The sequence below is a fragment of the Halorussus caseinilyticus genome (genome assembly GCF_029338395.1).
GTDB lineage: Archaea > Halobacteriota > Halobacteria > Halobacteriales > Haladaptataceae > Halorussus > Halorussus caseinilyticus.
In genome coordinates this window covers 2,750,018-2,763,467 of sequence record NZ_CP119809.1, presented here as the reverse complement: position 1 = coordinate 2,763,467, position 13,450 = coordinate 2,750,018, and the positions used below count along the sequence as shown (strand labels likewise).

Here is a 13,450-nt window from a genome sequence, read left to right as displayed (position 1 = left end):
TACCGATTGGCTCAATTCTGGCTTTCCGAGCTATAATTGGATATTCGTAAAATTCTAAAGGGCGGCTACCGTCGTTGAACGTAATGACGTACGAAAATCTCGACGCGAAGTTGGTGAATGCACTGTTGGGCGACGGCCGGGCCAGTCTCCGGAGTCTCGCGGAGGACCTCGACGTGTCGGTCACCACCGTCTCGAACCACCTCAAGGACCTCGAAGACCAAGGCATCATCGACGGTTACACGCCGAAGGTGGACTACGACGCCCTCGGGTACGACGTGACCGCCATCGTCCAACTCAAAGTCGAGGGCAACGCCCTCCCCAGCGTCACCGAAAACCTCCGGAACCACGACCAGATGATAAGCGTCTACGAGGTCACGGGCGACTACGACATCATCGCGGTCGGCAAGTTCACCGACACCGACGGCATGAACCGCGGCATCAAGACCCTGCTCAACGACCCCGACATCAAGGAGTCCAACACCAGCGTCGTCTTGAACGCGGCCAGCGAACACGAGCAGTTCGAACTCGCCATCGAAGACGAGTAATTTCGATTCCGTCGGGGCAAATTTGATTCAGTACCGATAAGCTTTCAAGCAATCGACCGTAGTTGCTCCGTAATGAGTCTCATCGCCGAGTTCGCCCTTCGGTCGTCGGACCTCGTGCTGGCGTCTGCTCTCGATGCGGCCCCGGACACGACCGTCGAACTCGAACAGCAGATGGCGACCGAGTTCGGCGCGCCCGTACTCATCTTCTGGGCGTTCGGCGGCGGGTTCGAGCAGTTGGAGGCGGGACTCGAACGCGACGAGACGGTCCGCGAGAGCAACGTCATCGAAGAGATGGGTAACCGGAAACTCTACCGCGTGCGACTCGACACGGAGAACGTCTGCGCCATCTACCCCGTCTACCAGAAACTCGGGGCGTCGCCGATGGCCGCCACGGGGTCTGCCGACGGGTGGCAACGCCGAGTCCGGTTCCCCGACCGGGACTCGGTGGTTGAGATGCGCCGCATCTGCACCGACAAGGACGTGCAGTTTCGCCTCCAGCGACTCTACACGCCGGGCGACTCGGAACTCGAAGACGAGTTCGGCCTGAGTTCCGAGCAACGGGACGCGCTGACGGCGGCCGAGCGCATGGGGTACTTCGATGTTCCGCGCGAGGCCGCACTCGAAGAGTTGGGCGAGGAACTCGACATCAGCGGTCAGTCGGCCTCCGAGCGACTCCGCAGGGGCGTCTCGAAACTCGTCTCGAACACGCTGTTGAGCGACTTCTGAAGCGAGACCGAACGCGGCGACGTTCTACGTCGCCGCGTTCGCCGGACGCTTCTGCCTATCGTAAAGAACGAAAAATATTGCTTAGAGACGCCTAGATTGTTCTCATGCATAGCTCGACACTCGTCATCCAGTTCTCGCGTGCGGTGGCGACGAAGTGCCGCGAACCGCAAAAAAGCGGAAAAACGACAATGGGTTTCGAGGCGTGATGTCAGACGACAGCACGCGGGCCGAGATGGTCGGCCTGTGTGGTCGGCGGTGTAGTTGCGCACTCGGTCACTCGCCGCGAGCGAAGCGAGCGGACCGAGGAACCCTCGAAGTCACGCGCCGGAGGCGCGTGACTGAGGGTGACGCAGGATTTTGGTCGAGCTTTTGCCAGCGAGGAAATCCGCCAGCGGCGGATTTCCGAGCGCGGCAAAAGGTCGTGTTACATCGCGCCGCCCATACCGCCCATGCCGCCCATGCCGCCCATGCCGCCGCCCATGCCGCCAGCGCCGCCGGGCGCGCCGCCGTCGCCGCCGTCGTCGCCGTCGACCTGACCGCCTTTCAGGTCGCCAGCGGCGATAACGTCGTCGATGCGCAGGAGCATGACGGCCGCTTCGGTAGCGGACTCGATGGCTTGGGTCTTGACTCGGAGCGGTTCGACCACGCCGTCCTCTTCCATGTTGACGACTTCGCCGGTGTAGGCGTCGAGACCCGACTCGAACTCGCCGCCGTCGTGCTTCGAGCGGAGGTCGACGAGCGAGTCGATGGGGTCGAGACCCGCGTTCTCCGCGAGGGTGCGCGGGATGACTTCGAGGGTGTCGGCGAACGCCTCGACTGCGAGCTGTTCGCGGCCACCCACGGAGTCGGCGTAGTCGCGGAGTTCGAGCGCCAGCTCGGTCTCGGGTGCGCCGCCGCCGGGGACGACCTTGCCGTCTTCGAGGGTGACGCGCACGACGCCGAGGCTGTCCTCGATGGCGCGCTCAACTTCGTCCACGACGTGTTCGGTGCCTCCTCGCAGGATGAGGCTCACGGACTTGGCCTCTTCGACATCCTCCACGAAGATGCGCTGGTCGCCGCCGATGTCCTTCTGGGCGACGGAGCCAGCGAAGCCGAGGTCGTCTTCCTCTATGTCGTCGACGTTGCTGATGACGTTCGCGCCGGTCGAACGGGCGAGCTTGCTCAGGTCGTCGGACTTGGCGCGGCGGACCGCGATGATGCCCGCTTCCGCGAGGAAGTGCTGGGCCATGTCGTCGATGCCGCCGTCCACGAACACAACGTCAGCGCCGACTGCTTCGAGCGTATCGACCATCTCGCGGAGCTGTTCCTCTTCTTGGTCGAGGAACTGCTGAAGCTGGTCGGGGTCGGTGACGTTGACTTCGGCGTCGATTTCGGTCTCCTGAATCTCGAGGGCGTCGTCGAGCAGGGCGACGTTGGCGTCCTCGGCGAAGTAGGGCATGTTCTCGTGGACGCGCTCTTTGTCCACGATGACGCCCTCGACGAGTTCGGACTGGTCGATGGAACCGCCGACGACCGTCTCGATTTTGATGTTGTCGGTGTCGATGTTGTCGTCGTCGGCCACGCTCTGGACGGCGCGAACGACGAGTTCCGAGAGGAGGTCTTTGGCGTTCTCCGCGCCCTTGCCGGTCATCGCGGTGGACGCAATCTTTTCGAGGGTCTCGGTGTCGTCGGCGTCCACGTCGATGGCCTTCTCTTCGAGGAGTTCCTTGGCCTTCTCGGAGGCCTGACGGTACCCCTGCGCGAGCGTGGTCGCGTGGATGTCCTGTTCGAGGAGTTCCTCGGCCTTCTCGAGGAGTTCACCGGCCACGACGACCGCGGTGGTCGTACCGTCGCCGACTTCGTTCTCCTGCGTTTCGGAGACTTCCACGACCATGTTGGCCGCGGGGTGTTCGATGTCCATCTCCTTGAGGATGGTCACGCCGTCGTTCGTGACGACGACTTCGCCCGTGGAGTCCACGAGCATCTTGTCCATCCCTTTCGGGCCGAGCGTCGTCCGGACGGCTTCGGCGACGGCGGTCCCGGCGGTGATGTTCATCGACTGCGCGTCCTTTCCGGAGGTTCGCTGGCTGTCCTCGGAAAGTACAATCATCGGCTGGTTACCCATTCGTTGTGCCATGTGTACCTGATAGATTGATTGGCATTCTATATAAACCTTTCCCCACAGAACGTGAGAAACAGCCTCACAGACTCGGAAAGATGATATGAGAACACTTCACACGGTATATTTATAAGGGGTTGGTCGGTGGAACGTTCGACACTGCAACTCGGCAATTTTCGACTCTTAATCGAAGAATATTATTGGGGGCGCTCCGCCGACGCGTTCACCCGCCAGCGTACAGTCTCCGAAGGCTTCTCTGATACCCGAGTACGCATTCTGGAGGACTGTCGAAGGCGGACGGTTCTCCGGTTTAACCGGGGAACTGGTGGAACTCCATTCCCTGACGCTTCATCTCGTTGCGCTTGCGTTCGAGGAACGAGTACACCGACCCGTGGGGCGCACCGTCGAGAATCATCTCGGCGGCGCTCCGAACTACGTCCACCCGCTTGGGGGTACCAATGACGCCGAGGGTGGTGCCGTAGATGACGACGTTCGCGCCGGTCAACTCCTCCATGAGTTCGCGGGTTCGGCCGTTCTCGCCGATGAGTCGCCCTTTCTGTCGTTCGAGGTCGTTCTTGTTCCGGGCGGCGGCGTCGATGTCGATAACGTCGAACATCATCATGTCGTCGTCCAGTAGCGTGAGGGCGTCTTCGGGGGCGAACCCGCGGCCGATGGCCTTCACGATTTCCGGTCCCTTCAGGCCGCGGATGGGGTCGCCGGTCTTCTCGACTTCGACCTTGCCGTTCTCGGAGTCGATGTCGAGTCGCACCTCCGCGCGACTCTCGATTTCGCGCATCGTCTCACCTCCCTCGCCGATGAGAACACCGATTCGGTCCTGCGGAATCTTCACGTGTTGCATAGGAATACGTACTCGCTCGGGGTGTTTTAAGCCTTCGTCCCGTGTGAGTGTTTCACTTCTCGGGGTCGGCGTGCTCCCGAATCCACGCCTCCAACTCGTCGCCGCGAACGTCCATCCCCTGTCGCTGGAAGAACGAGGCGACGTTCGCGCAGTCTCGCGTCAGGAACTCGCCGCTGTTGGGATGGTGAATCGTGACGGCCTGTCCGAGGTCGATGATGCAGAGTTCGCCGTCGTGGACGATGATGTTGTACTCGCTCAGGTCGCCGTGGACGAGTCCCACGTCGTAGAGTCGCCGCATGTATTCGCGGACCACCTCGAAGGCCGTCTCGGGGTTTTCGAGGTGGGCGTCGTCCAGCGTCGGCGCTCGCTCGCCGTCGGTCCCCAGAAACTCCATCACGAGGACGTTGCGCTGGACTGCGATGGGGTCGGGGACGCGCACCCCGGCCTTCTGCGCCCGTTTGAGGTTGGCGAACTCCTTGCGAACCCACGCGAGGACCACCCGCTTTTTGTTGCCGCCGAGTTCCTCGAAACGGGGGTCGCCCACGAGGTAGTCGCGCATGTCCCGGAAGTCCGAGGCGTTGATGCGGTAGACTTTGACCGCGACTTCGCCTCGCTCCTCGTCGCCGAGTGCCGAGTAGACCGTCGCTTCTTTCCCCGAGGAGATGGGTCCGCCGAACGCCCGGACGTAGCCGTCCTGAACCAGTTTGTAGAGCGCCGCGAGCGTGGCGTCGTCGAACACCGACTGCTCGACTTTGAACTGCTCGGTGTTCTTCAGGCGCTCGCGAAACTCGTTGAACTCCCGGTCGCGCTGGCGCTGAACCTTGTCGGCCTCGGTGTCGGACACGTCGATTTCTTCCCACTCGTCGCCGACGCCTTCTACGTTGTCGGGTTCGAGCAGGCTGTACTCCTCGGACATCTACCGGCCCTAGCGTATCCAGCGATAAAAGGGTGGGTTTTCCGAAGACGAGGCTTCGTCTCAGTAGCTCTCTCGGTGGAGAATTTCGTCCACGTCGCGCCGCGGCAGTCGGTCGGGTTCCTCGCCGCCGCTCGGTCCGACCGCAATCAGCATCACCGGAACCTTGTCGTCGGGGAGTTCGAGGAACTCGGAGAGTCCCGCCGCGTCGAAGCCTATCATCGGCGTGGCGGTCAGGCCTCGCGCGTGCGCGGAGAGAAGTAAATTCTGCGCCGCGAGGCTGGCGTTCCGGACGCCGTAGTCCCGGCCCATCCGGTCGTCGTCGTACATCTCGACGGTCTGGGCCTTCGTCTGCTCGGCGGCCTCCTCGTCCATCCGACCCGCCTCTTCCCACTGGTCGAACACGCGGTCGGCAGTCTCGGCCTCGGTGTGGCCGACGACGAGAACCGCGGTCCCGGCCTCGCGGACGTGTTCCTGTCCGTAGGCCAGTTCGACCACTTCCTCCAGTCGGTCGTCGTCCTGCACGGCGACGAACTCCCACGGTTGGAGGTTGTACGACGAAGGCGCGAGCGCGGCGTCCCGAATCAGGGCTTCGAGCGTCTCGTCGTCCAGTTCGGTGTCGGCGTCGAAGTTGTGGCCCGACCGCCGCGTCCGAATCGCGCGGATAGCTTCGGGAATCTCCTCGTCGTGCGCTATCGTGGACTCGTCGAGTCCAGTTTGCTGGAGAGTCACGCCAGACTGTAGACGGCGGGAAGATAAACGGAAATCGCAAGCCCGCGTTCTTGCCGATTGGGGGTCGCTGTCGATAGCGCGACGGTGAGTAGGTGACGCCGGTGTCACCGCGTCGAATACCTCCCTGCGAGAGCTAATCACCTCACGGTAGACGACCAGCTACTCTACCGCGAACGAACGAGCGAAGCGAGTGAGTGAGCGGACCGAGGAACCCTCGAAGGAGGCCGCCGACGGCGGCCTCTTGAGGGTGACGCCGTGTCGCCGGGAGCGTCGCGACCGACTGCTCGGAAGGCGCGGTTTGCCTTCCGGTGTTTTTCGTGAACGTTTTACCAGCGAGGAGACTCGTCTCCGGCGAATCTCCGAGTGCAGTAAAAGGTTCTATTGGATGTGGCCTTCGTCCCGGAGCTGGTCGGCTTCCTGCTTGTCGTAGCGCCACTTGATGTCGGCTTTCTCGTCTTGCCAGTCCCACGGTTCGACCAGCACCACGTCGTCCTCCCGAATCCAGATGCGCTTTTGCATCTTGCCGGGGATGCGAGCGGTGCGCTCCGTCCCGTCGGCACATCGTACTTTCACGCGATTCGCACCGAGCATGTTGGTGACGGTGGCGAAAACCTCGTCGTCGTCGGGCATGCGGAGGTTCTTCCGCCGTCCGCCGTCGTTGTCGCTCATATTTTGCGTTTGGTGGCGGGGACCTTTAAATATACTGTCGTTCGAACTTCGTACCCGGAGCAAGGGTATTTAAGTCGCCACCGGACACACCCGGTCGTATGTTGGACAAACTCGGAGCGAAAGGCATCGTCGGGGTGCTTCTCCTGCTCGGGGGCATCGCGGTCATCGCACTCCAGAACCTGATTATCGCGGCCGGTATCGGACTGGTCGTCCTCGGATTCGTCCTGACGGCGTGGGGTCTGGTCTCGGGTCTCATGGCGAGTTTCGGTCTCGGCGGGATGATGGGCGGCGGCGGTGGCGGCTTCCAATAGACTCGAAGCCGGAATCGAACGGAGACGTTCTTCTTGCGCTCTTCGTAATCGTGGAAAACCACCTTCGACGGACGAAGTTTTAATATATCCATCACGTTTTCGGCGGTAACTATTTGTGGGATGGTCTCATGGACCAACACGCATCGCTATGAAACCGTGCCAACGCTGTCAGGCGGTCATCGACGAGTACATCTTGGACAAACAACTCGAACCCCTGCGTGACCTCACAGTAGACGACTTCAACGTCTGTGCAGACTGTGTGACCATCGTTGCGGATGCGTGCGTGAAGTGCGACGGCGCGGTGTACGTCCCCGAAACCGACTCCGACGTTCCCGACTACTGCCCGGCGTGTCGAGCCGACATCATCGAGCGCACCGGCCACGACCCCGGTTGGCATCGGGATACAGTGTCTCCCTGACGGTCAGAGAGCTGACCTGCCGGTTCTCTGACCGACCAGTTCGCCCGGTACCGGCGGACCGGCACGTCCGAAGTGGCGGCTCCGACCGGGCGCGGACGACTTTTTCACGACGACCGACACCTATTCCGCTAATTCCCGCAACTTCTCGCGGCCCGGCGCGACCAGTTCGTCGAGGTACGTCGCCAGCGCGCCCTTCGCGTCTGCCGGATGAAGCTCTCCGCTCTCTAAGTCGTCGGCCAGCGTCTCGTAGTCGTCGTACTCCAGATTGCCGCCGTACTCGTCGGGTCGCTCCACGACGACCGTCTCGAACCGCGGGAAGACGTGGTACTGGAAGATTTCCAGCACCGGGTTTTCGAGGTCGCCCTCGGGTTCGCGGGTCGGCGGGCAGTACGCCGAGTTGACCTTCTCTTCGATGTCTTCGGTCGAGTCCTCCATCGAGATGGTGACGCCCGAACTGCTCGACATCTTGCCCTCGCCCGTGCCGAGGTCGGCGAGGATGGGCGTGTGGAGACACGGCCGGGCGTCGTAGCCGAGTTCGGGCAGTTCCTCTCGCATCAGCATGTGGACCTTCCGCTGGTCGAGTCCGCCGACCGCCAAATCGAGGTCGAGGTACTCGATGTCGAGCGCCTGCATCAGGGGGTAGACGACGTGGCTGACCTTCGCGGTCTCGTCGCCCTGAATCTCGGCCATCGCTCGCTGGGCGCGGTTGAGCGTCGTGTCGAGTTCCAGTTTGTGGAGGTCGAGCGCGTAGTCGTCGTCCAACTGGTAGTCCGACCCGTAGACGAACTCGGTGTTCTCGTCGTCCAGACCGTACGCGAGGAACTGCTTGCGCATCTTCTCTGCGGTCTCCTCTATCTCCTCGAAGGTGCCCTTCCCGTTGAGGTAGGCGTGTACGTCCGCCAGCAGGATGACGACTTCCATTCCGGCCTCTTGGAGGTCGATGAGTTTGTTGGCGGTGAGCATGTGCCCGATGTGGAGGACTCCCGATGGCTCGTAGCCGACGTACACGCGCTTTCCGTCGGGGTTCTCGGCGAGTTCCTCGACCTCCTCTTCGGTCACTACCTCCTCGGCGTTCCGGGTAATCAACTCGTAGGCGTCCATACGCGAGACGTGTCCCGCGCGGGGCTTTAGCGTTCCGGGACCGTGCTATCTGTCCGCATCAAAATGCTTCACGTCGGTCAGATATCATCGAGATAATCGAGAGCATCTTGTGTCATCTCGTCAGTGAAGCCCTCGGTGAGTCGTCCCTGCCTGAATCGGATTTGCCCGGATTTGATAGTCGCAAGAAGCCACGGTGAGCAGTACGCCCCTTCGTCAGGTGGTAATCCCCCTTTGACCCAGTGTTCGTCCTGCACTTCGTAATTCGCGGGATACTCGGAATGAGTCAACGCCGCACATAGAAATTCCCCGGGAAATGGCATCGGGTCTGCCGAGAGAATCAACCACGGTCGCGGGTTGTCACTCGGTTTGAACGGGTCCGGTGCGAAAACGACATCTCCGCGCTCATTTCTCACTCGTTCTCACCGCTATATTCAGGCGGGTCGACAGCGTATTCTGCCCATTTTTCCACGTCGAATTCCTCTTCGTCGTACTGACTGGCGGTTTCCGAGGTAAGCGCGACACTGCTTCGAGTGACCAATTCTTCTTCGCTCACGCGCCAGTAGTTCGCTTTGTGTTCGACTGCGCTACGGTCTTTCAATCGCTTGAGCGTTGGTCCGACGCTTCCTCGCTTCACACCTGTTTCTTCTGCGATTTCGCTCTGCGTGTATGCCTTATCCTCGTTGCGAACGAGAAATTCCAGAATTTGCTCTGCATTGCTCTCCGGTCGGATTCCCTCGTCGTCTATGCGCTGGAATTTGTCTTTGGTAATTGGCATCGTAGTAGCTACTGTCCTGACTCAGTAGTACGACTCTTGATGTATTAAAATGTATCGTGGATATGGCTGTCTCGGTTGTATCAGCTATATTTGTATACCTTGAATCGTCCTGAACGGATTATCGTCGAACAAAAGTTATTTCATGGACTCTGCCCGCTCGCTTCCGAAGACCCGTACTCGCGCTCGGCCCGGTGTTCGCTGATGAGTTGGTCCAACTGCTCGGCCTTCCGTTCTTTCCGGCGCTCTTCCGCCCGGTCCTCCCAGTCTTCGATGACGGCTTCGACTTCGCGCTCGCGGGTCACGGCCAGTTCGTCCACCTCCTGAATCGTCACGTCGTCGGCCGGACCGACCGGAATCTCGTTCTCGAAGAGAACTCGGTCGGCGGCGTCCGACAGACCCCCGTCGCCCGTCAGCACGACTTTCGGGTCCACCTCCGCGAGTCGTTCGGCGGTCGAACGCCCCGCGCCCGAGGCGTCCCGGAGGTACACCACGTCGTCGGTGGCGAGACCGAAACTCTCGTGGGCCTGTGCGATGGCGTCCTTGGTGAACTTCGAGACGGGCTTGACCGGCGTGAGTCCGGCCTTCTTCTCGGACACGTCGGCGAAGTTCGAGTGGTCGAGTTTCCAGAGTTCCTTGAGGCGCGCGAGTTTGCCCTCCAACTCCTCGATGCGTTCGTCTCGCTGGTCGAGTTCGCGCTCCAGTCTGCTGTTCTCGCGTTCGAGGCGGGAGACCTCTCGGCGCTCGCGGACCTCCTTTCGCTCCTCGCTTCTGGCGGCTTCGAGGTCGCCTTTCAGTTGCCCGATGCGGCCCTCCTTGCTCTCGATGGTGTCTTCGAGGTCCTCGACGTGTTCTTCGAGGCGTTCGACCTGCGATTCGAGTTGCTTGATGCGCTTCTCCTCGGCGGTGAGTTCCCGCGGGGTGTGTTCGGTCTCCTCCTCGTCGCCCTCGTCGTCGTCCGAGAGGGCGGCGAGTGCGGTTTCCACCGAGTCCTCGCCCGCGACCACGCGCGCGGTGACTTCCCCACGGTCCATCCGCGGAGGCACCTTCTCGGCGATGCGCTTGAACTGGTCTTCGTGGTCGTCGTAGGCGCAGAGCGCGGCCGCCATCGCGTCCCGTTGGTGGTCGTTGTCGTAGTCGTGGTCGCGGGTCCGGTGGAGTTTGTCGTCCACCGGCAGGTCCGAGTTCGGAATCCACCCCTCGGCGTCGAAGCTCCGGCGAATCTTCTCGACCGTCTCGGGCATCGGTTCCACGTCGGCGGCGACGACGACCGGCCGCCCGCGCTCGATTATCCACTCGATGACCTCGGCGGTGTCGGCCGTGCGCGTACTCAGCACGTCCAGCACGTTGCCGTCCAAGTCCGCGACGGCGACGGCGGTGGTCGTGCCGGGGTCGATGCCCACCAGCACGTGGTCGCGGCGCTTGGCGAGCGGTTCGAACTCGATGCCGTCGCGTCGAACGCGCTCTACTTCGACGCGAACGTCGCCCGACCGCTCGTTCGAGACCGGGATGTCCTCGGGTCTGCCCTCCACCTCGAAGACGGCGTTCGAGAACCCGCCGTACTTCTCGGTGGCGTCTCGCTCGTAGTCGAGACCCGCGCCGTCGAGTTCGCTCTCGATTTCGCGGGTCTTGGTCTTGACCGACCCGTGGATGCGCCGGGTGTAGCGGTCCTCGGACCACCCGCCCTTGCCGGTCGAGCGACCCCGCGAGACCTTGACCTCGGTGGTGTCGGTGAACGCCGACACCTCGTAACCGACGTTCCCGGCCGCGAGTCGCGCGGCGGCCTCGGCCTCCTTCATCGGGTCCTTGCCGTAGGGGACGCCGTGGCGCGAGGCGACTCTGGAGAGGGGTTCGGGACGCTCGGCCCCCGTCACCTGTACGAGTCGGGTCCCGTCGGGCAACTCGCGCAGGAAGTGGACCAGCGCGTCCTTGTCGGCGGCCAACTCGTACATGTTGTCGGTCGCCACGAAGTTTGGTTCCTCGCGCTCTACGAGGCGGCGGAGCTTGCGGTGTGACACCACGTCGCGGTCGATGTTCTCGCCATCGAACGCGACGAGTGCGTAGGAAGGTGCGTCGCCGCGAACATCCCCGCTCTGGATGTCCACGCCGAAAACGAGCGTGTCGAGGGCACTCGTGCGGGCGTTCACGGACGAGAGTAGGGAGTCGGCGGATATAAATCCGACGCGGGCGACGGATTCGGCGCTCGCTTCCGAGTCTCGCTCGCGCCAAAAAGAGGAAACTCCCGGACCGGCCGGGAGGAAGTCGGCGAATCAGTCGCGTCGGTACGCGAGGAGTGCGGCGGCCACGAGCGCGACGACTGCCGTGACGGGGGTGAAGCCGGGGGTGTCACCCGACGTGCCGTCTTCGGTCGTCGTCTCGGTGGCGTCGTCGATTGCCTCCTCGGTGGTGTCGGTCCGCGTCGTCTCGGTCTGGGTCGTCGTCTCGGTTTGGGTCGTTTCGGCACCGAAGTCGCTAGCGGCGAGTTCGGCGTTCAGCACCGAGTTGGGGAAGTAGACGCGCTGGTAGGCCGAGGCGTTGTAGCCGCCGTACATCTGGACGGTATCGCCGCCCGACAGTTTGCGGAGTTCGGCGAGGTCGAACGCCACCGTCACCGTGTCGTTCGACGCCGAGACCGACTCGGCCGCGAGTCGGTCGCCCGCGTCGCCGGTGGTCGCGTAGAAGTCGGTGACGTTCCGGGCACCGGTGGGCGCGGCGAGTTCGACCGTCGCGGTCCCCTCGCTCACGCTCACGGATTTCGTCTCGACTTCGGCATCGACTCGCCGGATGCGATTCTCGTCGGTCGGCGCGACCGGACTGTTCTGCTGGACGTACTCCAGCAGGGCCGTGCCGTAGAGCATGTGGGATTCGCTCGTCATCGTCGCGTTCTGGAACACCGAGTCGTCCCAGCCAGCCATGTAGGAGTTGACGGTGACGTTGTAGGTCGCGTCCTCGTCGAGGGGTTCGCCGCCGACCCACACGTCACGAATCTGCTCGTCGGTGTTGTTGTGGCCCACCCACTCGTAGGTGACACCACTGACCTGTAGTTTCGCCTCCGCGCCGTACTGCTGGCCCTCCTCGCTTTCGAGGGTCACGACCTGACTGGCGAGGAGTTGGCGCAACTGCGCACCCGTGAGTTCGAAGGTGACGAGGGTGTTTCGGAAGGGCAACACGTTGTACACGTCGCCGACGGTCACGTTACCCGGCCCGTAGACGCTGTTCGACCGGATGCCGCCAGCGTTCGTGATGGCGACTTCCGCGCCGGTCTGGGCGCGGAAGGAGTCGCCGATGAGGTTGCCGAGCGCCGTCTCATCGTGGTAGTTCGAGGCGAATCGGGAGTCGAGTTCGACCTCGGTTCGGCCCGCCACGTCGTTGAGTTTGTCCGTTCGGGCCTCGGTGACGATAGTATCGACCGTCTCGTTCTTCGAGACGTTCTCGGTCACGTCGAGAAGACGACCGTTCCACTTCGTCACGTCGCCGTTCTCGACGGTGAGGTTGAGTTCCGCGACGTGTTCCGCGCGACCCTCAGCCTCCATAATGACCGCACCGCCGGTCTCCTTCGGCGGGTACTCGATTTCGTCGTCGCCGACCACGATGGCGTCTACGTTCTCGGTCGTGTTAGCCAGCGTCTTCGCCACGGGGACGCCGAGGTGTGCCGAGACGACCACCACGTCCACGTTCTGCTCCTCTTTGAGCGTCGTGGCGTACTCGCTTGCCACCGTCGAGTAGTTCTTCAACTCGTAGCCCTGCTCGTCGAAGTCCACCGCGGTCTTGGACTTGATTTTCTCGTCGGCCACGCCGACGATGCCGACCTTCACGCCCTGTCGTTCGACCACGGTGTAGGGCTTCGCACCGGGAATCGGGTCGCCGGTCTCCTCGTCAACGATGTTGGCCATCAACCACGGGAACTCCGAGGCGTCGCTGAAGTTCCGGACCGCGCCGAATCCGTAGTCGAGGTCGTGGTTCCCGATGACCTCGGCGGCGGGGTCGGCGACGTTCAGGGCCTCCACCGGAACCCGCCACTGACTCAGCGGCGACAGCGAGTGCGGACTCACCTCGTCACCGCCTCCAACGACGACCGTCGGATTGTCGTGGGCGGCACGTCGCTGGTTCAGGAGCGTGACCATCCGCGGCAGGGTGCCGTTCTCGGCGGCCGCCGTCTGCACGTCGTTGTACGACAGGATAGTCACCGTCGTCGAGTTGTTCGTCGGGGTCTGGGCCGCCGTCGGAGCGGATACGGCGGTCCCCGTCGCGCTGTGCGCGTCTGACACGCTCGCCGCGGCGGGGGGTACCGCCCCCGCGACGACGA

13 protein-coding genes are annotated in these 13,450 nt (G+C 62.7%); 4 read left to right on the top strand and 9 right to left on the bottom strand.

What is annotated here, in order from left to right; genetic code table 11:
- Window positions 1-83 precede the first annotated feature (83 nt).
- Window positions 84-545 (top strand): HTH-type transcriptional regulator Lrp, encoded by a 462-nt coding sequence (lrp, locus tag P2T60_RS13985; protein WP_276279862.1) that lies wholly within the window; start codon window positions 84-86, stop codon window positions 543-545.
- Window positions 546-617: 72 nt separating this feature from the next.
- Complete coding sequence (locus P2T60_RS13980) at window positions 618-1,271, top strand: helix-turn-helix domain-containing protein (protein ID WP_276279861.1); 654 nt, start codon at window positions 618-620, stop codon at window positions 1,269-1,271.
- Between the two features lie 424 nt (window positions 1,272-1,695).
- Here P2T60_RS13980 and thsA read toward each other — a convergent pair whose 3' ends face one another.
- From thsA to eif1A, 5 genes are all read right to left on the bottom strand, one after another.
- Window positions 1,696-3,375, bottom strand: coding sequence for a thermosome subunit alpha (gene thsA, locus P2T60_RS13975; RefSeq protein WP_276282212.1), 1,680 nt, complete (start codon window positions 3,373-3,375; stop codon window positions 1,696-1,698).
- A 304-nt stretch (window positions 3,376-3,679) separates the two neighbouring features.
- Window positions 3,680-4,228 (bottom strand): KH domain-containing protein, encoded by a 549-nt coding sequence (locus P2T60_RS13970; RefSeq protein WP_276279860.1) that lies wholly within the window; start codon window positions 4,226-4,228, stop codon window positions 3,680-3,682.
- A 52-nt stretch (window positions 4,229-4,280) separates the two neighbouring features.
- Window positions 4,281-5,144: a serine/threonine-protein kinase Rio1 gene (rio1, locus tag P2T60_RS13965; protein ID WP_276279859.1), complete on the bottom strand. Its 864-nt coding sequence runs from the start codon at window positions 5,142-5,144 to the stop codon at window positions 4,281-4,283.
- Window positions 5,145-5,204: 60 nt separating this feature from the next.
- Complete coding sequence (locus tag P2T60_RS13960) at window positions 5,205-5,873, bottom strand: nitroreductase family protein (RefSeq protein ID WP_276279858.1); 669 nt, start codon at window positions 5,871-5,873, stop codon at window positions 5,205-5,207.
- Between the two features lie 378 nt (window positions 5,874-6,251).
- Window positions 6,252-6,542, bottom strand: coding sequence for a translation initiation factor eIF-1A (eif1A, locus tag P2T60_RS13955; RefSeq protein WP_128477100.1), 291 nt, complete (start codon window positions 6,540-6,542; stop codon window positions 6,252-6,254).
- 98 nt (window positions 6,543-6,640) lie between these two features.
- Here eif1A and P2T60_RS13950 point away from each other — a divergent pair, with 98 nt between their 5' ends.
- Together P2T60_RS13950 and P2T60_RS13945 are read left to right on the top strand one after the other, a co-directional pair.
- On the top strand, window positions 6,641-6,853 hold the full coding sequence (locus P2T60_RS13950; protein ID WP_276279857.1) for a DUF7470 family protein: 213 nt from the start codon (window positions 6,641-6,643) through the stop codon (window positions 6,851-6,853).
- Window positions 6,854-7,001: 148 nt separating this feature from the next.
- Window positions 7,002-7,271, top strand: a complete 270-nt coding sequence (locus P2T60_RS13945) for a DUF7571 family protein (RefSeq protein WP_276279856.1) — start codon at window positions 7,002-7,004, stop codon at window positions 7,269-7,271.
- A gap of 120 nt (window positions 7,272-7,391) precedes the next feature.
- Here P2T60_RS13945 and P2T60_RS13940 read toward each other — a convergent pair whose 3' ends face one another.
- The 4 genes from P2T60_RS13940 to P2T60_RS13925 form a co-directional block, all read right to left on the bottom strand.
- Window positions 7,392-8,372 (bottom strand): tyrosine--tRNA ligase, encoded by a 981-nt coding sequence (locus P2T60_RS13940; protein ID WP_276279855.1) that lies wholly within the window; start codon window positions 8,370-8,372, stop codon window positions 7,392-7,394.
- A 409-nt stretch (window positions 8,373-8,781) separates the two neighbouring features.
- On the bottom strand, window positions 8,782-9,147 hold the full coding sequence (locus tag P2T60_RS13935; protein WP_276279854.1) for a MarR family transcriptional regulator: 366 nt from the start codon (window positions 9,145-9,147) through the stop codon (window positions 8,782-8,784).
- Between the two features lie 140 nt (window positions 9,148-9,287).
- Window positions 9,288-11,291 carry a DUF460 domain-containing protein gene (locus P2T60_RS13930; RefSeq protein ID WP_276279853.1) on the bottom strand — a complete coding sequence of 668 codons (2,004 nt, stop codon included), beginning with the start codon at window positions 11,289-11,291 and terminating at the stop codon, window positions 9,288-9,290.
- Window positions 11,292-11,414: 123 nt separating this feature from the next.
- Window positions 11,415-13,412 carry a bifunctional metallophosphatase/5'-nucleotidase gene (locus P2T60_RS13925; protein ID WP_276279852.1) on the bottom strand — a complete coding sequence of 666 codons (1,998 nt, stop codon included), beginning with the start codon at window positions 13,410-13,412 and terminating at the stop codon, window positions 11,415-11,417.
- Window positions 13,413-13,450 lie beyond the last annotated feature (38 nt).